The organism is Sphingomonas sp. BL-S-25 (assembly GCF_055521555.1).
In genome coordinates, this window is sequence record NZ_CM145486.1 from 2394264 (window position 1) to 2414888 (window position 20625).

The following is a 20625-nucleotide window of genomic DNA, read 5'->3' on the forward strand; positions in this document are numbered from 1 at the left end:
GGACGTGACGAACGCTGGACCCGCCCGGACATCGCGATCCACCACGCTTGAATCCCTGCTCTGGTCGACCGCGCTGGCGGGCACGATGGTGCTCGCCGCGCCGATGGCCCGGGCGCAGAACACCCCGTCGGGGCAGACCGTCGTGTCGGGCACCGCGACCTTCAACGGCAGCAATGCGTCGTTGCCCGGAACTGCGACCAATCTGGAGATCAACCTCCAGACGCAGAACACGATCATCAACTGGAACCGGTTCAGCATCGAGAACGGCAGCAAGGTCGATTTCAAGACGCCGACCACCGCCCAGGCGGCGGTGCTGAACCGCGTGATCGGCAGCTCGGCGACCGAGATCAAGGGCGCGCTGACCTCGACCCCCAATATCGACGTATTCCTGGTCAATCCGAATGGCATCCTGATCAGCGGGACGGGCAATGTCTCGACCGGGTCGTTCGTCGCAAGCACGCTGGCGATCAGCAACGCCGACTTCCTGTCGGGCGACCTGCATTTCACGTCGGGCCTGACCGGGTCGGCGGGCGTCCGGCTGAACGGGGGGACGATCAAGACCACCGGGACCGGGCTCGGCTTGATCCTGCTCGGCAAGCAGGTGCAAGTTAACGGCACGGTGGACTCGGGGGCGCAGGACAGCGCATTCGTCGCGGCGGACGACGTGACCCTGTCCTACTCGACCGGCAGCCCGCTTGCCATCCAGATCGAACGCGGCACCCCGATCGAGGAAGCGATGAAGATCGTCGGCGGCACGATCCGCGGACGCAACGTCTATTTCGCGATGGCGACGCGCAATTCGCTGACCGACTCGCTGCTGCAGATCGATGCAAACGTCACCGCGGTGGCCGGCACCAAGGGCATCGTCATTGTCGGCGGACGATCGTCGGTCGACCCGTCCGTCAGCGTCAACTCGGCGCCGTTTTTCGCGGATCGGCCGGTCGAGGTCAGCGTCGGAGGCACGCTGATCACGACTGGCAGCGGCGGCGTCGCGATCGGCGGGACCGCGGACGTGACGGTTTCGGGCGCGGTGACCAGCGCGGGTCGATACACGGTGCGCGGGTCCGAGGTCACGCTGGGCAAGGCCGGCGCGACGGTGGAACAGGTCGCTGCGGGTGCCGTGTCGATCACCGCGACCGACGGCAATGTGTCGGGGATCGGCAATTTGCGGCTGCGCGCCGACACCGACGGCACCGGCGGACAGAATCTGACGATCGATGCCGATGACGATATCGATTTCGGGCTGACCACGATCCTCGAGAGCGGCGGGGCCGGCCTGGCGTCGGACCTCAACCTGTTCACCTCGAGCCGCGCGGATGCGATCCGGCTGGGCATCGTCCGCGCTCGGACGCTGGATGGCGGATTGTCGGGCGGCGCGCTGGAAGGCAAGCTCGACCGTGTCGGCGGAAGCGGCGCGGGCGACGTGTCGGCAACGCGGTTCGAGCTGGGTCAGGGCGCGACGATCGAGGCGCGCAACCTGTCGTTCGACAGCCTGACCGGCGCGGGAACGATCGCACTGACGGCGAACAGCCTGCGCGCCAACACGATCACGTCGACCGGCGGCGCGGTGTCGATCGATGCGGGCAGCCTGGCCGGGCTGAATTCGGGCACGCGGGCAAGCGTGACCGGGTCGGGGACGGTCGATGTGGACGTGACCACGGATGCGCTGCTCGGAACGCTCCGCTCGACCGGCGGCGGCGTCGTGCTGGAGGCGGGTGCCTTCGACGTCAGCAGCGTCCAGGCGGTGAGCGAGGCGTCGCTCGTCAGCCAGTCGGGCAATGCGCGGGTCGGGGCGCTGACCGTCGAGGCAGGCAATGCGTCGATCACCGCGGACGATGATGCGATCATGGCGGGCCCGGTCAGCGTGTCGGGCGATTACAGCGTGCGCGGCCGCAATGTGGCGCTGTCCGGCGTCCAGTCCGCGGGCGGCGCGATTTCCATCACCTCCGCCTCATCCGGCCAGATCACCAATCCGGGAACGCTGACGCTGACCGCCAATTCGGACGGCGTCGGGACCGAGAGCCTGACGCTGAAAGGCCGTATGGCGCTGGGCGGCAACAGCCTGTTGCGCGGCGGTCCGGCGCGCGAATCCGCCGTGATCATCGACAGCGGGGTCGCGAACGACATCACGCTCGGCAATGTCGAGGCCGCGTCGCTCTCGATCGCGAACGGCGCGATCCTGAACGCCGACCTGACCATCGGCAACGTGACCACGACGGGCAACCTGCTGCTGCGATCGAATGATTCGATCGATGCGGGCGCGCTGACCTCGACCGCGGGATCGGTCGCGCTCCAGGCGCCGGTGCTGAGCACCGGGGCGATCAGCGCGGCGACGCTGGCATCGCTGTCGGGTCGCCAGGTCGACTTCACCACCATCCAGGCGGCGACCGCCAATCTCAATACGACCGGTGGGGGTAGCGGCACGCGGCGCCTGCGCGGCACGTCGGCAACCACCAGCGGCGCGATGACGATCGGATCGGACGGCGGGCTGGTCGATATCGGTACGCTCACCTCCGGCGGTCCGCTCAACGCCCTGTCATCGGGCGGGCTGCGCTTCGGCACGGTCGATGCGGCCGGCACGGCGACACTGCGCAATACGGGATCGAACAGCGATCTCGTCATCACCAACCGGCTTGATGCGGTGAGCTCGGCAACGCTTGCCTCCGCGCGCGACGTGATTGCGACGACCCTGGGCAGCGACACCAACCTGACGGTGACCGCATCGCGCGACGTGACCGGCGGCGGCACCAATCGCACGGCGATCACCGCAGGCGGAACCGCGACCGTCGATGCCGGCGGCGTGGCGCGGCTGGGTGTGGTGACCGCGAACCGCATCCTGGTCGAAGGCGGGAGCGTCGACACGAGCGCCCTGGCGAGTGCGACGACGGTCAGCGTCCGCGCGACCGGCGGCAATGCGATCGTCGCGGGGCTGTCGACCACCAACGGCAATGCCAATGTCACCGCGACGGGATCGGCGCGAATTTCCGGGCCGGTGGCGGTCACCGGGACCTATACGGTGTCGGGCAACGGCGTCGTGCTGGGCGGCACCCAGTCCGCAACTGGCGCGGTCGACATCACCGCGACGGGCGGCACGATCGGCAGCGCGCCGGGGCTGGTCCTGACCTCGAACAGCGACGGGGTCGGCGGCGAATCGCTGATCCTGCGCGGTGCGGCGGATCTGGGCAGCGACAGCCTGTTGCGCGGCGGACCGGCACGCCAGTCGCTGGTCGTGATCGACGGCAGCGCGAACGGCAATTTCCGGCTGGGCGATGTCGCGGCGAGCAGTCTCAGCATCGCGGGCGGCGGGCCACTGAACGGCAGCCTGACGCTGGGCGACGTGACGACCACCAGCGCGATCACGTTGACCGTCAATGGCGGACTGACGGCCGAGGGGCTGACCAGCGCGAACGGCGGAATTACCCTGCGCGGAGCCGGCGGCGCGACGATCGGCGAACTCTCGGGCAGCGGTCTGGACGTGGCGATGGGCGGACCGGTGGCCGTCCAGCGCTTCACCGCCTCGGCCGGAGCCGCGCGTTTCGGATCGTCGAACGGGTCGGTCACGATCGACAACGGTACGGCGACGGGCGAGATTCGGGTCCAGGCCGATGATCTGGCGAGCATCGGTACCGTGACCGGGAGCAGCCTGACGGTGGTCGGCGGCAGCGTGCAGGTCGGCGACGCCCAGGTTACGGGCGCGGCGACGCTGAGTGCGGCGGGTAATCTGGTGATCGACCGGTTGAGCAGCGGCGCGACCTCGCTGGTGGCGGGGGGCGACCTGACGATCGACGAGCTGACCGCCGGCGCGCTTGCGGTCGATGTCGACGGTCCAGCGCGGTTCGGGACGACCAACGCGCAGTCGCTGAACGGCACCGCGGGCAGCGTGGCGGGGGGGACGATCATCGTGACCGGTCCGGCCGGGCTGACCGTGACCAACGGGTTGACGCTCGCCCGGCTGAGCGCCGGCGGCGACGTTCAGCTTCGCACCGGTGCGGGCATGGCGATCGACCGGCTGGATGCGGCAGCGGCGGTGCTCGATGCCGGCGCCGAGACGCGGCTGGGCACGGCAACGGTCAACAGCGTGACGGTCACTGGCGGCTCGGCACGGATCATCGACGGCAATGTCACGGGGCTGGCGTCGATCGACGTGGACGGCGCGATCGACATCGACAGGCTGAGCGCGGCGAGTGCGACGCTGAGGGGTGACCCGATCTCGGCCGACACGCTCGCAGTCAGCAACAGCCTGACGGTGACCGGCGGATCGGCGCGGATCATCGACGGCACGGTCGGGGGCGCCGCGTCGATCGACGTCGACGGCGCAATCGACATCGACAGCCTGAGCGCGGCGGGCGCGACGCTGAAGGGCGGCACGATCGCTGCCGACCGGCTGGCGGTCGCCAATGCGCTGACGTTCGACACGATGGGCACCGCCACGCTGGGCACGGTGACTGCCGGAACGCTCACCGGAACCGCCGGGATCATCGATGCGACCGACCTGACCGCAGGCGGCGCGCTGGCGCTGACCAGCAGCGGGGCGATGACGGTGCGCAAGGCCGGTGGCAGCACGATCACGCTCGACAGCGGCGCCCTGGCGACGCTCGGGACGATTGCGGGCAGCACCGCCGTGACGGTGCGCACCGCACAGATCGACCTGACCGGCGAACTGCGCGCGCCGACGGTGACCATCTCGGCTCGCACGCCGCAGGCAGGGATCCAGCTGGGCGGCACCGGCAGCGGCGCGGGCCAGACGCTGAGCCTGTCGGATGCGGAAATGGGGCGGATCAATGCCGATACCGCGGTGTTCGACGGCGGGACCGGCACGGTGACGATCGATACGCTGAACCTAGGCGCCAATACCGGGCGAAACCGGGTCGACATCCTGACGACCGGGGACGTGTCGGTGATCGGCACGGTGTCGGGCAGCGGCGCGGGCCGCACCTTCCGCATCGGCGGGAGCCAGGGTTCGGACACCGATCTGGCGCAGACGATCCGCATCGTCGCGACCGCAGAGGGCGGCGGGCGGCTGTTGTTCGGCGATGCCGATGTCGAGCTGCGCGGCGCGCGGATCGGGTTGGGCAATAGCGGGCTGACCGACACGCTGTTCGCGGGCGACGGGCTGACCGCGGCCGAGGCTGCGGCGCTGATCGCCGACTCCAACTCTGCGCTGTACAGCGCGCTGGTCGGCGGGTCGCCGTTCGTGCCGGGACGCGACACGGTGCTGAGCGCCGGGCGCCTGACCGTGCGGTTCAGCGAATTCGCCCTGTTCCAGAATACCGGTCCGCGCGGGCTGAACACCGGCGTGGTGCTGGGCGGCAATCCCGCCGGGCCCGCGCTGACGCTGGTCGGACCTGGGACCGGCGCACCCAGTGCCTTTGCGCTGTTCGGGACGATCAACGGCATCGGCGGCACGTCGACGGCGATCCTGGGTTCGGGCGTGGTGTCCGCGGACGGCATCGATTTTGCCAATGCCCGGATCAACGGCTGTGTCATCGGATCGGCGGCGGGGTGCCTGACCACGACCATCGCCCAGCCGACGCTGAACGTGTTCGATCCCGGCCGCCTGATCGTGGTGCGCGGCGAGCCCGATTTCACAATCCCCTTCGATCCGGTGATCGGCAGCAACAACGAGGCATTGTTCGCCAGCGAGGCGACCGCTGCCGATCGCCCGGCCGACTGTATTCCCAGCGAAGATCAGAGCTGTCGCCCTGCCCAGGAGAACCGCTAGTGCGCGAACGGACTTTCTTTGCCGGACTGTTCTCCTGCACGGGCCTGGCCATGCTGGCCGCCCTGTCCGGCTGTTCCAACGAAACCCGGCCGCGCACGCTGATCGACACGGTCAGCCTGGGCCGCAACGCCGCAAGCGAGCCATGCAGCGCCAGCCGCAACTGGAAGGATGCAGGCGCGACCGACATGTTCGACAGCGCCTATGTCATCACCTGTCGCAACGCGGCGGCCAGCCGCGCGCTGGGATCGGTCCGCGTCGTCGCCGAAAAGCCCGAGACGCTTTCCCGGATCGACGCGCTGTATGACTGTGGTCAGCCTGCAGCGGTGACGGTGCGCGGACGCCCCGGCCAGGCGCGCCGCTGCACCGACAAGGCGCTGGGCCTGGAGACGGTCCGGCTCGACGTACCGATGGGCGATACCCGCGTGATCGCGAGCGCCGATCCCTCGCTGATCGGCCCGCTGGAGGAAAGCGTCGCGATCTTTACCGGGCGCGCCTCGGCGACCGGCGATCCGCAGCGCGAGCCCAAGCCGACGATCGACATTGCCGCGCTGCCCGCCGGTCCGGCGTCGCTGCCGGCGGAGACTGCCGGTTCGGTCGATCAGAACAGCGCGCTGCGCCAGGGCATCGCGCTCAACCATAATGGCCGCCATGCCGAGGCGTCGCGCATCCTGAACGACGCGATCAGCCGGCTGTCGGCCGATGCCGATCCCTCGACCCGCGCCGAATTGCTGCTCGAGGCGGGGCTGGCCGATTCCAATGTCGGGTTCGAGGACAGTTCGCAGGCGCGCTTTGCCCAGGCCGAACCGCTGATCGCGGCGTCGAGCCCCGAACGGGCCAGCTTCCTGCAGCGCAAGCGCGATTCCTATATCGCGCTCGACCTGCTCAACCGCCGCGATTTCCGCGGCGCGCTCACCGCGCTCAATCGCCTGGTGTCGGCCGATGTCAGCGCGACCGAGCCGCTGATGGACGTGTCCACCGTGCGCCGGCTGAATCAGGGCGGGACGGACCGCGTCGCCCAAGCGGTCGCGGTGCCCGATACGCGCCAGCTGTCGCAGCTCGTGCTCGATGCACAGGCCAATTGGGCGCGCAGCGTCGCCTATCTCGCGCTGGGCGACGAAGCGCGGTCGACCACCGCGCTCGATGCCGCGACCCGCGCCTATCGCGCGCTGCTGGGCGAGCGGATCGATCCGACCCAGTCGCTGTGGCTGGGCGCGCGGATCGAGCGCCAGCGCGGCCGCATCGCCGAGCGGCGCAAGGACTGGCCGACCGCGCTTGCCGCGTTCGACCTGGGCATCCGCTATCTTCAGCGCAGCGCCGTCGGTAATCTGGGCACCGCAAGCGAGCCGGCGATCGCCGAGGCGCGGCTGGAGCGTGCCGGCGTGCTGGCGCGCAGCGGTGCGCCGGCGGAGCAGATCCGCCGCGACTATGCGGGTGTGGTCGATGCACTGATCGCCGCCAATTCCAGCGGTACGATCACGCCGACCGGCCTTGAGAATTATCTCGACCTGCTGGTCGGCGAAGCGGCGCGCACGCCGCGCGCCGACACCTATGAACTGTTCTTCCGCGCGCTCCAGTCGGGCGGACAGCCGGGCGTGGCGCGGCAGCTGAACCAGTTGCAGACGGTGGTCGCAGCCGACCCCGCGCTTGCCCAGCTCATCCAGGACAAGGCGGGGATCGAACGCGACCTGACGCGGCTTCGCTATGCACTGGCCGACAATGAGGAAACGCCCGGCGAGTCCGAACGCACGCTGGAACAGCAGAGGGTCCGTGCCGAGGCGCGGCTGCTGGCGATCAACGCCGCGCTGTCGCGCAATCCGCGCTACCGCGCGGTCGACGACAGCCCGGCGACGATCGCCGATATCCGCGCGGCGCTGAAGCCGGGCGAGGGCTATCTCAAGCTCTTCCAGCTGAGCAATCGGCTGTACGGCATCTACGTCACGCAGAGCCAGGCGTTCATCTACACGGTCGCCAAGAGCGCGGCCGAGCTCGACCAGGTCAATCAGGTCTCGACCGCGGTGCGCGGATCGATCGACGGGCGCCTGCAGGACGGGCAGCTGGTCCCCTATGACGTCGCACGGTCGCACGTGCTGTTCCGCATCATCACCGGACCTGCGCGCGACACGATGATGCAGAGCAAGTCGCTGATCGTCGATCCGGCCGGTCCGCTGACGACGATTCCGATCGGCGCATTGGTGACCGAATTCGATCCGAAGGTCGTGCGCGAGGATCCGTTCGATTTCTCGCAGACCGCGTTCCTGGCAGCGCGCAGCACCATCTCGACGGCATTGTCGCCGCGGTCGTTCCTGGTCGCGCGCGACCTGGCACCGTCGCATGCGCCGCGCGAGTTCATCGGCTTCGGCGCGCATATCCCGCCCGCGGCGGCGAATACCGACCGGGTGGTCGATGTCGGCTTCGGCTGCACCGTCCCCTATAGCCGGCTGGCGGTGATCTCGCGCGCCTTCACCCCGATCGACCGGCGCGAGCTGACGGTCGCCGCGCAGGCGCTGGGCGATCCGCAGGCGCCGCTGATCACCGCGGCCGACTTCACCGACACGGCGATCGAGCAGCGGGGCGACCTGACCCAGTATCAGATCCTCCACTTCGCAACGCACGGCCTGCAGGAGGGGCAGTGGGGTTGCGCCAAGTCGCCGCCGGCACTGGTCACCTCTTTCGGCGATGCCCAGTCCGACGGCTTGCTGAGCTTCTCCGAAATCGCGCAGCTTCGGCTCGACGCCAATCTGGTCGTACTGTCGGCCTGCGACACGATCGCGGGCGTTCGCGACCAGGCGCTGGCGCGGGCTTCGGGTCAGGAGGAAGCGGGCTCGACGCTGGAAGGGCTGGTTCGCGCCTTCCTGGCGGCGAATGCGCGATCGGTGATGGCGACCTATTGGCCCGTATCGGCCGAGCAGGAATCGATCGACCTGATGCGGGAGTTCTACGCCGCGGCGCGGACGCAGACGATCGGCCAGTCGCTGCAGACCGCGCAGCGCACGCTGATGCGCGAGCCGAAATATTCGCACCCCTTCTACTGGGCGCCCTATTTCATCGTCGGCGACAGCACCAAGCCGATGCTGACGCCGTCCGCGCGTCCGCAGATCGTGGCCGCACGCTGAGCCGTCGTCGGAACCGGCGCGATGCCCAGCACCCATCCCGGCGTCGCGGCCGGCGCCTCGCTCGTCCTGGGCGGCGGCGTGATGGCGGCCCTGCTCGGCCTGGGGCCGGGACTGGTCGAGCGCCATATGCTGCCGGTCCTGGGACAGGGGGCCAGCGAGGCGGCGGCCGAGGCACTGTTCGTCGTCGCGATCTTCGGGATCATGGGTTTGCTCGCGCTGCTGGCGGGCCGGATGTCCGGGATCGCCACGGCGACGCCGGGTCGCGCGCCGGGGCGAGCCTTGGCGATCGGCGCGGCGAGCGGGCTGGCGGGCATCGGAATCGCGATCAGCTATTCCGCGATCGCCGGCCTGGTCCACAGCGGAGCCGGCCAGGCATCGACGCTGCCGATCCTGGGCGGCGCACTAGTCGTCCTGATGCAGGTCACGGGCGAGGAGCTGTATTTTCGCGGCTGGTTGCAGCCGGTGATCGCCCGCGCCTGGGGCGCACCGGCGGCGATCGGTATCGTCTCGGTGCTGTTCGCGGCGCTGCACCTGCTGGGCGGGGCGCTGTCGGCGGTGTCGCTGATCAACCTGCTGCTGGGTGGAATCCTGTTCGGCCTGCTGGCGGCGAGAACCGGCGGGATCGTCGCGCCGATCGCGGCCCATTTCGCGTGGAACGCTACCGAACAGCTGGTCTTCGGCCTGGATCCCAATCCGGGCGTGGGGCCGTTCGGATCGATCTTCGACCTCGACCTGTCGGGCGCGGCGCGCTGGGGCGGATCGGGCGAGGGGCTGAACGCCAGCATCGGCATGACGATGGCGTTGCTGGTGGTGCTGGTGCCGCTGCTGATCGCCGCGCGGGGAACGGCGGAGTCCGCCCGTGCCTAGACTCCGCCGGCTGCCCGCTTCGCATCGATCCGGTCGCGTTCCTTGCGGAATGCGGTCAGCGCGGATCCAGTCAGCGACTTGCCGGTTCCTGTCTCGATGCTGAGCGGATCGACGGGCTGGCCATCGATATGGACCTCATAATGGAGATGCGGACCGGTGGAGCGGCCGGTCGTGCCGATCTCGCCGATCTGCTGTCCCTGCGACACATGCGCGCCGGCCTCCACGCCGGGAAGGATGCGGTTCATGTGCAGGTACAGCGTCTCCCAGCCATTGTCGTGGCGCAGCCGGACGAAATTGCCGTTGGCGCCCTTCATTCCGGCAAACTCGACCGTCGCGCTGCCCGAGGCATAGATGGGCGTGCCCGTCGGCGCGGCGAAGTCGGTGCCGCGGTGCATCTTTTGATAGCCGAGGATCGGGTGCGTCCGCATGCCGAATTGCGAGGTGATGCGCGCCGAATCGACCGGGGTGCGCATCAGCGCACGTACGGTGCTGTAGCCATTGCCGTCGAACCAACCGGCCTCGCGCTCGCCGGGGGGCACGAAGCGATAGAGCGCGCGCGACTTGGTCGCGGTCTGCAGCGAGACATAGACCAGCCGCGGCACACCCACCGGCTCGCCCGCCGGGTTGTAGCTGCGCTCGAACGCGACCTCGAAAATATCGCCCGGCGCGACCTCGCGCTGCATGTCGAAATCGAAGCTGAAGGCATTGGCGAAATCGCTGATCAGGCTGTCGATCACGCCGGCCGAGACCGCCGAGCTGTAGAAGCTCTTGCTGTCGATCTCGCCGCGGACGACCGTCACGCGGGACTTCAGTTCGGCGGAGAGCTTGCGGCTGTCGAAGCTGCCATCCTCTGTGCGCTGAAGCACCAGCCCCGCCCCGTCGGCGCGGGTCGCCTCGAGCGCGGTCAGTGTCGCCTGATCGCCACTGGTGCGCAGGTCGAAGGTCAGCCGGACCTCCCCCGCGCCCTTGCCCAGTGCGGCGCGTACCTGACCGGCGGCGTCCCCGGCTTCGGCAGCGGCGATGCCCGCGGAGGTCAGCGCCTCCTCAAGCTCGTCAGCGCTGGCCAGAACCAGAGTGCGCCGGCTCGTATAGCCCTTGGCATCGCCGGCCGGCTGGACCTCCGGCAGTGCGGCGACCGGCGCAGGCGTGGCGTCGCGATCGACATAGGCGACGCCAGCACCCGCCAGATAGAGCAAGGCGCCCGCGCCGAGCGCGAGCAGCAACGGGTTGCGTCGGGCAGGACCGTGCCGGGCGGGTGCGGCGGGCGACGCGGGCGGCCGCGTGCGCTCGGGCGCCACGGTGCGATCGGCGCGCGGCGGCTGCGGGACGGCCGGGGGTGCCGGTACCCAGGTGCGCGGGTCGAACGAAGTCTCGTCACGATCGTTCATGCGCGGTGGCCTTCAGACTTGCACAAAAAGCCGCTGCGCGGCCGTCCGACCCGCAGTAACCTTGCTTTATCGAATTCGGAAGCTGTGCTTAAACAGGTTAGCGTCTCAGGAGTAGGAAGCTGATGGCCGGGAACAACCGAGTGGCCTGGCGCGAAGGGATGTTTCTGCGCCCCCAACATTTCCAGGCGCAGGACCGGTTCATCGATGCTCTGGTGCGGGCGCGGGTTGACAGCGTCTGTCCCTGGCCCTGGGGGTTCACCGAACTCGTCATCGACGAGGATCTGGCAAGCCTCGGCAAGTTCGGCGTGACGCGCGCGGCGGGCGTACTGCCCGACGGCACGCCCTTTTCGATCCCCGACGACATGCCGCCGCCCGAACCGCTCGACGTGCCGGCCGAGGCGCGCGATTCGATCCTCTATCTCACCGTCCCCGCGCGGCAGAGCGGCGCGACCGAATTTCGCGATGTCGAGAGCAATGCGGCCGATGCCCGTTTCCTGGTCGACGAGCGCGAGACCGCCGACGCCTTTTCCGACGACCGAACGACCGAGCCGATCGACTATGGCCGGCCGAACCTGCGCTTCGGCATCACCCGCGACCAGATTTACGGCCGGGTGACTCTGGGCGTCGCGCGGGTGCGCGAGGTGCATAATCGCCGGCTGATGTTCGACGACCGCTATATCCCGCCGACGCTGGACAAGAATGCGGCGGCGCGGCTGCGCGGGGCGGTAAGCGATATCCTGGGCCGCGCCGAGCAGCGCGCCGAGGAACTGGCGCTGCGCGCGGTCGAGGCGACCGATGGTGGTGCGGAGACCTTTGCCAGCTTCCTGCTGCTCCAGTCGCTCAACCGCTGGGTGCCGGTGCTGCAGCACAGCGACCGGCTGCCGATGGTCCATCCCGAACGGCTGTACGAGACGCTGATCGGGATGGCGGGCGAGATTGCGACGATGATCCGGCCCGAACGCAAGCCGCCGCCGCTGCCGCTGTACGATCACGAAAATCCGCAGACCTGTTTCGATCCGGTGATCGACCTGCTCCAGTCGATGCTGGCCGCGGTGTTCGACCGGTCGGCAGTGCAGCTGCCGCTCGAGAATGCCGGGCCCGGGGCCTATGTGTCGAAGATCACCGACCATGGCCTGTACCAGCATGGCTATTTCTATCTGGCGGTCGCGGCCGCCGCGCCGCTCGACGAGATCCGCGGCCTGTTTCCGTCGGTCGCCAAGATCGGCGCGATCCAGAAGATGCGCCAGATCGTCGACAGCGCGCTGCAGGGCGTACCGCTCCGCCACACGCCGACCCCGCCGCCGCAGATCCGCGTGCTGCCGGGCTATGTCTATTTCGAGCTGGATCGCGGCGTCGCCGACTGGCGCGACTTCGCCTCCGCGCCGGCGCTGGGCCTGCATGTCGCCGGCGACTGGCCGCAGCTCCAGCTCGAACTCTGGTGCGTGAAGAGGGCAGGGCGATGAGCAACGAGGGCGACGACGGCGCGAACCGCACCGTGTTCCGCCCCTCGCCGTTGCAGGGGCTGCGCGACCGCGGCGGCGGTGGCCAGTCGCAGGGTGGCGCCGGTTGGGGCACGCCGACGCCCGCGTCCGATTTCGGCATCCCCGGCGGATCGCCGCAGCCGGCGACCGGCGGCAACCAGGGCTATGACGCGCCGCCGCCGCTGTCGCGGGTCGGCCCGGCGCAGCAGGGTGTGCGCTTCGATCCCTCGCGGCTCGCCGAGGACGATGTGCCGCGCCCCGCCACCGAGCGGCAGGTGCGCAACATCATGCTGACCGAGGCGGCGCCGGTGCTGGCGCTGGCCGCCGGCATGCGCGCCGGGCGGGTGCGCGCGCCGTTGCCGCAATTCCACCGCGAGGCGACCCAGCTGATCGCTGCCTTCGACCGGGCGATCGCGCCGCATTACCGCGAGGAAGTGCGGCAACGCGCCAAATATGCCGTGTGCGCGACGATCGACGACATCGCGCAGAACCTGCCCAATGTCGGGACCGACGGCGCCGAATGGGCGCGGCGATCGATGGTCGTCCAGTTCTTTCAGGAGAATATCGGCGGCGACCGGTTCTGGCAGCTGACCGAGGACATGCTGCGCGCGCCGGCCGACAATCGCGACATCATCGAGCTGTATCACGCCTGCCTGGCGGCGGGGTTCGAGGGGCGGTTCCGGGTGATGCCCGACGGCCGGCGGCGGCTGCACGAGATCATGTCGCAGCTGCAGGGCGGGCTGGACCATGTCCGCGGCCTCTCCGGCACCGAATTGTCGCCGCATTGGCGCGGCGAGGCGGCCCCCTTGCGGCGGATGGGCATGTGGAACCTGCTGGCGCTGGGCGCGGCGGCGGCCGCGGTCCTGCTGCTGCTGGTCTATATCGTGCTGCGGCTGGTGCTGATGTCGGGGGCGGAGGCGCCGTCGACCGCATTGTCGGGCGTCGCGCCCGAGGACCGGCTGACGCTGTCGCGGCCGGGTGCGGCGATGGCGACCGGCGACAGCGCGCAGGCATCGGCGCTCAAGAAATTCCTCGAGCCCGAGATTCGCGAAGGGCTGGTGACGGTGGAGGAGGATGCCCAGACCGTGCGCGTGCGCACCACCGTCGGGCAGCTGTTCCGCTCCGGATCGGATCAACTGGAGCCCGGCCGCGAAGCGCTGTTCCGGCGGATCGGCGAGGCGATCGAGCGCGAGAAAGGCGGCGTGCTGATCGAGGGCCATGCCGATAGCGACCGCGTCGCGTCGCTGAGCTTCCCCGACAATATGGCGCTGTCCGAGGCGCGGGCGAAGACCGTCGGCGACATCATCCGCGCGACGCTGAGCGATGCGGGCCGGGTGACGATCAAGGGCATGGGCGAGACGGTGCCGATCGCATCGAACGGCACGGCGGACGGCAAGTCGAAGAACCGGCGCGTCGAGATCATCGTGCCACGGCGTTACTGACAGGGGTCCGGGATGCGTGTGCTGAAAAACTGGTGGTTCGTCACCATCACCTGCGCGCTGCTGGTGGCCCTGCTGCTGGCGCTGGGGCTGCCGCTGTTCGTCGCGTTCCTGCGGCCGCTGTGGATCCGAATCACCTGCGTGCTGGTGGTCGCGGCGATCTGGGGGCTGTTCGCCTATCTGCGCTATCGCAAGGCGAAGAAGGCGGCGGACGCGCTGGCGGCGGAGATCGCGCCGGATCCGGGCGACGAGGAAAGCCGCGCGCTGGGCGAACGGATGCGCAGCGCGGTCGCGCAGCTGAAATCGGCGTCGGGCAAGCGCCGCAACTATCTCTATACGCGACCCTGGTACGTCATCATCGGCCCGCCCGGTGCAGGGAAGACCACCGCGTTGCTCAATTCGGGACTTCGTTTCCCGTTCGGCGACAGCGCGGTGCGCGGCGTCGGCGGTACCCGCAACCTGGACTTCTGGTTCGCCGACGAAGCAGTGCTGGTCGATACGGCCGGTCGCTACACGACGCAGGATTCGGATCAGCATGTCGATTCGCGCGGCTGGGCCTCGTTCCTGTCGCTGCTGCGCAAGCATCGCCCGCTTCAGCCGGTCAACGGCGTCATCATCGCGATCGGCGTGGACGAATTGCTCGCCTCCGACTGCGCCCGGATCGATGCCAATGCCGCAGCGGTGCGTCGCCGGCTGACCGAACTGCGCAAGACGCTGGAGATCAGCGCGCCGGTCTATCTGCTGCTCACCAAGGCCGATCTGCTGGCCGGTTTCGTCGAATATTTCGAGGATCTCGACGTCGAGGGGCGTCGCGCGGTGCTCGGGCACAGCTTCACCCATGGCGAGGGGCGGCCGACCTCGGAAATGGCAGCCCGCGCCTTCGATGCCAGCGCGCAGGCGGTGGCCGATCGCCAAGCCAAGCGGCTGTTCGAGGAAGTCGATCCGCTGCGCCGTGCATTGTTGCTGGGTTTCCCGGCACAGTTCCAGTCGCTGCGGTCGCGCCTCGTGCGGTTCGTCGAGGGCGCGTTCACCGCAGGCGACGAGGCCAATGGCATCTTGCGCGGCTTCTACTTCACCAGCGGCGTCCAGCAGGGTGCACCGCTAGACCGCATTCTGGCCGGGATGGCCGATATCTATGACCGGCCGGTGGAAAGTGCCGGCGGCCGGGCGGGGTCGGGTCGCGCCTATTTCCTCAATCGCCTGCTGGGCGACGTCATGTTCGGCGAGTCGGGACTGGTCTCGATGGATCGCGCCGCCCGGGTGCGGCAGCGCACGCGGCTGATCGGCGGGCTGGCGGCGATCGGGCTGGCGGTGCTGGCGGTGTTCGCGCTGTGGGGCGTGAGCTTCGCCAACAACCGCAGCTTCCAGGCCGACCTGCTCGCGCGGATCGAGGTGGCGCGCGGGCAATTGCGCGAGGCCGGCATCGACATGAAGCAGGTCCGCGCCAGCGACGGCGACCTGCGCGCGGCACTGCCCGCGCTCGACACGCTGCGCACGCTGCCGCGCGGCTATACCGCGCGCAAGCAGGGCGGACCGCCGCTGATGTGGACCTTCGGCCTGTATCAGAGCAGCCTCAGCCAGGAGGCGGAGGAAAGCTATCGCGAGGCATTGCGGCGGATCATGCTGCCGCGGCTGATGCTGCGGCTCGAGGATTATATGCGGGGCCATGGTGGCGATGCGATGGCGCTCTACGACCCGCTGAAAGTCTATCTGATGCTTGGGCAGCAGGGACCGATGGATGCCAAGCTGGTCCAGCGCTGGGTGACGAACGACTGGGCGACCGAGGTTTACCCAGGCGCGGACAGCGCGGCAGAACGCGGACGGCTGGCCCAGCATCTTGCGGCGCTGCTCGAGGACCGCAACCTCGCCAGCGTCTGGGCCAATCGCAAGCCGCCGCTGGACGGCGCGCTGGTGGCCTCGGCCCGCGGCGCGATCGGCACGCTGTCGCTGGCCGACCGCGCCTATGCGGTGATGAAGCAGAAGGCGGCGACCGCCGGCCCCGACTGGGAGGCGGCGAATGTCCTGTCGCAGGGGGATGCGCTGGCCTTCGCCAATCGCGACAAGGTGCTGTCGGTCCGCGTGCCCTATTTCTTCACCCGCGAAGGGTTCGAGAAAAGCTACACGCTGGGACTCGCCACGGTTCAGGAGGATCTGAAGCGCGACCTGTGGGTGATGGGCGGCGATGCCGACACCGGCGGCGTCCGCGAGGAGATGAGCAACATTCGCCCCGGCGTCGCCGGGCTGTATGCCAAGGATTATATCGCGGCCTGGGAGGGCGTGATCGCGGCAATGAAGCCGGGCGATTATTTCCGCGATCCGGCGGCGTTCGGCGCGGTGACCAAGAGCCCGTCGCCGCTCAAGCGCGTGCTGATGGAGCTGCGCAAGAACACCAGCTTCAAGGGCGGCGCGCGCGCGATCGGCAATCGCATGGTTCAGGATCGGATCAACCGCTCGCGGATCGGGCGCTATGCGCGCGACGCCACCGACGGACGCGCGGCGGGCCTGGACGCCGGGAGCGAGATCTCGGGCTATTTCCAGCCGATCCACGACTATGTCGGCGACGGGAAAAGCACCGCGCCGATCGACGAGTTCGTCGCCGCGCTGAAGGAAGCGGGCCAGGCGGTGATGGCAGCCCGTTCGGTCGGCGGGGGCGGCGGATCGGACGCCACCCAGGCACAGATGGCGACCGCCATGGCTTCGGTGAAAGCAGCCGCGGCTGGGGCGCCGCCGCAGCTCCAGGGCTTCGTGAAGGCCGCGACCGGCGGCGGGTCCGAAGCCCAGCTGAGCGCCGCCAAGGGCGCGGTGTCGGAAGCCTATGCCCAGAGCGTGCTTCCTGCCTGTCAGGAGGTTGCCCAGGAGCGGTTCCCTTTTTTCGGAGCGGCCGACGCGGATGCGCCGGCGGTTGATATGCTGCGGGTGTTCGGCATGGGCGGCACGATCGATGCGTTCGTCCAGCAGCGGCTGAAGCCGTTGATCGACACCAGCGGCCCGGTGTGGCGCTGGAAGTCGGACGATCCGGTCGCCGCCACGCTGGACCCGTCGACGCCGGAGCAACTGGCCAAGGCGGCGCAGATCCGCGACCTGCTGGCCGGCGGCCTGCCGATCAAGGTGTCGGTTGCTGCTTTCGGCCCCGGGGTCAGTTCGGTCGAGGTGTCGAGCGGCGGATCGAGTTACAAGTTCGACGCGACCAATAACACGCCTCGTCCGCTGCTCTGGTCGGTGTCGGGCGGCTTGCCCGAGGCATCGGTCGTTCTGTTCCAGGCGGACGGCAAGGAATTGCGCCGGTTCGAGGCCGAGGGTCCTTGGGCGCTGTTCCGGCTGATGGGCAAGGCGGACAAGGAAAATGCCGGCGCCCAGGCGATCCGCGCCCGCTTCGGCGAAGGCGCGCTCAGCGTGACGCTGGCGGTGCGGCTGCCGTCGCAGCGCAATCCGTTCAGCCGCGGCGATCTCTGGTCGTTCCGGTGCCCATCGGCGCTGTGAGCGCGGTCCGCCTGTTCGGCAAGCTGCCGAGCCATGGCGACTTCGTCATGCGCGGCATGGCGATGTCCGAACGCGATGCGCTCGATGCGTGGCTGTCGGCCAGCATCGCCGATGCGCGCAACCGACTGGGGGAGCGGTTCGATGCGCTGTACGATCATGCGCCGCCCTGGAGATTCGCGCTTCCCGATGGCGACGCCTGGGTCGCGGGGGCGCTGGCGCCGTCGATCGATCGGGCGGGGCGACGATTCCCGCTGTGGCTGGCGCTCGCCGGTATCGAGGAAGAGGCGGCCGAGGCAGCGGCCTCGGCATGCGAGGCCTTGCTGTACCAGGCATTCGATGAAGGCTGGGATGCCGACCGACTGACCGGGGCGGCGGGGGCGATTGCGCCCGACCGGGGCGAGGCTGCGCCAATCGGCGCCCGGTGGTGGACCGAAGGCGGGATCGATTTTCCTCCCTCGACACTTCAGGGCGAGCGTCCGCGGCACCTGTTCCGCGCGATGCTGGCATCGGAGGAACAGGCATGATCGCACCGCTTCGCCTCGACAGCGTCGGCGGCACCCATGTCGGCTGCAAGCGCACGAATAATGAGGACAGCCTGTGCCTGCGCCCCGAGCGCTGCCTGTGGGCGGTGGCCGACGGGATGGGCGGGCATGAAAATGGCGAATGGGCATCGGCGCGGATCATCGAGGCGCTCGAGCGGCTGGTCGTGCCCGACGACTTTGACGAAGCCTGCACCGCGATCGCCGATGCGGTGCACCAGGCCAACGCCGCCATCTTTGCCGAGGCGCAGTCGCGCGGCGTGCGGATGGGGTCGACCGTGGTCGTCCTCTATCTGAACCACGGCCGGTTCGCGCTGTTCTGGGTCGGCGACAGCCGCGGCTATGTGCTGCGCGACGGAACGCTGCACCAGCTGACCCGCGACCATAGCCAGGTCCAGGCGATGGTCGACAATGGGCTGATCACACCCGAGGAAGCGGCCGGCCATCCGATGGGGCATGTGCTCGCCCGCGCGGTCGGGGTGCAGTCCGGGCTGGAAATCGACGTGATCGCCGACGATGCCGAGCCGGGCGACGTCTTCCTGCTGTGCAGTGACGGCTTGACCGCGCGGCTTTCGGACGATGATCTTGCGGTGATGCTGAGTGACCGTGCCAGCCAGGAGACGCTCGACCGGATGATCGCGACCACCCTGGAGCGCGGCGCGCCCGACAATGTCACCGCGATCCTGGTCGGGGTCAGCGCGGCGACGGCATTGACGCTGAGCGGTTCGGGAGCGGCGATGCAATGAACGGCGACGACAAGCCCGACGAACCCAGAACCATCTTCATGGCGGGCGGCGACGCAGCGACCGAGTTCCAGCCCGCCGCGACCGGCCTTCCCGGGCCGGTGATGCGCAGCGACGCCAAGGGCATCCAGGTCGGCGACGTGCTCAATCATATTTTCGAGGTGAAGCGCTTCATCGCCCGCGGCGGCATGGGCGAGGTGTTCGAGGGCGTGAACGTCAACGCCGACGAACGCGTCGCGATCAAGGTGATGCTGCCCGCGCTGGCCGCGGACGAGAATGTCATCTCGATGTTCCGCAAGGAAGCCCGCACGCTCACCCGGCTGCGTCACGACGCGCTCGTCCATTACCGCGTGCTGGCGCAGGAGCCCCAGCTTGGCGTCCTCTATATCGTCACCGAGTTCATCGACGGGGTGAACCTGTCCACCGTCCTCGGCAAGATGCATCCGAGCCAGGGCGAGTTGGCGGCGTTCCTTCGCCGGCTCGCCTCTGGCCTGGATGCCGCGCACAAGCTGGGCGCGATCCACCGCGACATCGCCCCCGACAATGTCATCCTGGAGGATGGCGACCTGCTGCGCGCCAAGATCATCGACTTCGGCATCGCGAAGGAGATGGATCCGGGCACCGCGACGATCGTCGGCGACGGCTTCGCCGGCAAGCTCAACTATGTCGCGCCCGAGCAGCTTGGCGACTTCGGGCGTGAGATCGGGCCATGGACCGATGTTTACAGCCTGGCGCTGATCGTGCTGGCGCTGGCGCAGGGCGGTGATGTGAAACTGGGCGGGTCGCTGGTCGACGCGGTCGACAAGCGCCGCGCCGGCCCCGACCTGTCGGCGGTCGAGGAACCGCTTCGCTCGTTGCTGGCGAAGATGCTGCGGCCCGATCCTGCCGAGCGGCTGCGGTCGATGGACGAGGTGCTGGCCGAGCTTGCGCGGCTGGAGGCGACCGAGAATCTCCCCGTCGCGCGACCCGGGCGGCGACGGCTGTTCTGGGGCCTGGCGATCGCCGCCATAGTGGCGGTGGTCACAGCCGGCATCTTCTATCTGATGCGCACCCCGGTCGAGCAGACCAAGCCGGGCAAGGCCCCGGTGGCCGGGCAGGATCCGACCGATCTGGCACGCAGCGCGATCGACGCCGCGCTCCCCTCGGTGGGTTGCACCTGGCTGCGCATCGTCGATGTGACCGAGAGCAAGGCGGGCCCGGCGGTGAAGCTCACCGGGGTCGCAGGCAATCCATCCTCGGCGCAGAACGAGATTTCGGAGGTCCTCGCGCAGCGCAACATCCGCGGCGCCAGCATCGACTTCAGCGAGGTGGCGCAGATCACTCAGGCGGGCTGCGCGGCGCTCGACACCTATCGCCAGATCCGCGCGCCCGATTCACGGCAATTGTCGGTGCCGCAGCGCGTGTTCGAGATGCGGACCCAGCCCGATGATCCGTCCCAGACCGGCTATCCCGGCGAGAAGGCGGCAAATGTCGTGCTGCAGCTCGCCATCGAGAATCCCAAGATCGACTTCGCGCTGATCGGGATCGAGCCATCAGGCGTGATCGATCCCGAGTTCGCCGGACCCGGTACCGGCGTGCTGGGGCGCGACCAGTTGAAGGCGATCGCCAAGCAGAGCCGCATCGTGACCGATCGCGGCGACGACAGCTATCAGATGCAGCTCGACGTCAACCATCCCGGTTGGTCGGGCGTGCTGCTGCTGACCGGCAAGGGCCCGTTCGATCCGAAGCTCATTGCGCCCGCAATCGGGGCGCGGGGTCCCGAATGGACCAACAAGTTCGTTTCCGAAGCCGCGGCCAAGGGGTGGCAGGCGCAGATGGTGTGGTTCAAGACCGTCGACGAGGTCCGCGAATAG

10 protein-coding genes are annotated in these 20625 nt (G+C 69.1%); 9 read left to right on the forward strand and 1 reads right to left on the reverse strand.

The genetic code is table 11. The features are described 5' to 3' along the window. Positions 1–4 precede the first annotated feature (4 nt). Genes ACZ1H8_RS11570 through ACZ1H8_RS11580 form a run of 3 tightly spaced genes read left to right on the forward strand, consistent with a single transcriptional unit; the run spans position 5 to position 9702 of the window. A complete protein-coding gene (locus ACZ1H8_RS11570; protein ID WP_465177347.1) occupies positions 5–5722 on the forward strand; it encodes a two-partner secretion domain-containing protein in 5718 nt (1905 codons plus the stop codon). Next, positions 5722–8835: a CHAT domain-containing protein gene (locus ACZ1H8_RS11575; protein WP_465177348.1), complete on the forward strand. Its 3114-nt coding sequence runs from the start codon at positions 5722–5724 to the stop codon at positions 8833–8835. Before ACZ1H8_RS11570 ends, ACZ1H8_RS11575 begins: the two co-directional genes overlap by 1 nt. A gap of 21 nt (positions 8836–8856) precedes the next feature. After that, complete coding sequence (locus ACZ1H8_RS11580) at positions 8857–9702, forward strand: CPBP family intramembrane glutamic endopeptidase (protein ID WP_465177349.1); 846 nt, start codon at positions 8857–8859, stop codon at positions 9700–9702. Here ACZ1H8_RS11580 and ACZ1H8_RS11585 read toward each other — a convergent pair. Then, positions 9699–11090 (reverse strand): peptidoglycan DD-metalloendopeptidase family protein, encoded by a 1392-nt coding sequence (locus ACZ1H8_RS11585; protein ID WP_465177350.1) that lies wholly within the window; start codon positions 11088–11090, stop codon positions 9699–9701. The two genes, ACZ1H8_RS11580 and ACZ1H8_RS11585, sit on opposite strands and share 4 nt — an antisense overlap. A gap of 158 nt (positions 11091–11248) precedes the next feature. Here ACZ1H8_RS11585 and tssK point away from each other — a divergent pair, with 158 nt between their 5' ends. The 6 genes from tssK to ACZ1H8_RS11615 are packed head-to-tail and all read left to right on the forward strand — an operon-like array spanning position 11249 to position 20625. Then, positions 11249–12553 (forward strand): type VI secretion system baseplate subunit TssK, encoded by a 1305-nt coding sequence (gene tssK / locus ACZ1H8_RS11590; protein ID WP_219997627.1) that lies wholly within the window; start codon positions 11249–11251, stop codon positions 12551–12553. Beyond that, positions 12550–14013: a type IVB secretion system protein IcmH/DotU gene (gene icmH / locus ACZ1H8_RS11595; RefSeq protein WP_465177351.1), complete on the forward strand. Its 1464-nt coding sequence runs from the start codon at positions 12550–12552 to the stop codon at positions 14011–14013. Before tssK ends, icmH begins: the two co-directional genes overlap by 4 nt. A gap of 12 nt (positions 14014–14025) precedes the next feature. Further along, the gene (gene tssM / locus ACZ1H8_RS11600; RefSeq protein WP_465177352.1) at positions 14026–17490 is read left to right on the forward strand and encodes a type VI secretion system membrane subunit TssM; all 3465 of its coding nucleotides are present in this window, start codon (positions 14026–14028) and stop codon (positions 17488–17490) included. Further along, a complete protein-coding gene (gene tagF, locus ACZ1H8_RS11605; RefSeq protein WP_465177353.1) occupies positions 17472–18014 on the forward strand; it encodes a type VI secretion system-associated protein TagF in 543 nt (180 codons plus the stop codon). Before tssM ends, tagF begins: the two co-directional genes overlap by 19 nt. Further along, positions 18011–18775, forward strand: coding sequence for a PP2C family protein-serine/threonine phosphatase (locus ACZ1H8_RS11610; protein ID WP_110151841.1), 765 nt, complete (start codon positions 18011–18013; stop codon positions 18773–18775). Before tagF ends, ACZ1H8_RS11610 begins: the two co-directional genes overlap by 4 nt. After that, a complete protein-coding gene (locus tag ACZ1H8_RS11615) occupies positions 18772–20625 on the forward strand; it encodes a serine/threonine-protein kinase (protein WP_110151840.1) in 1854 nt (617 codons plus the stop codon). The genes ACZ1H8_RS11610 and ACZ1H8_RS11615 overlap by 4 nt, the downstream gene beginning before the upstream one ends.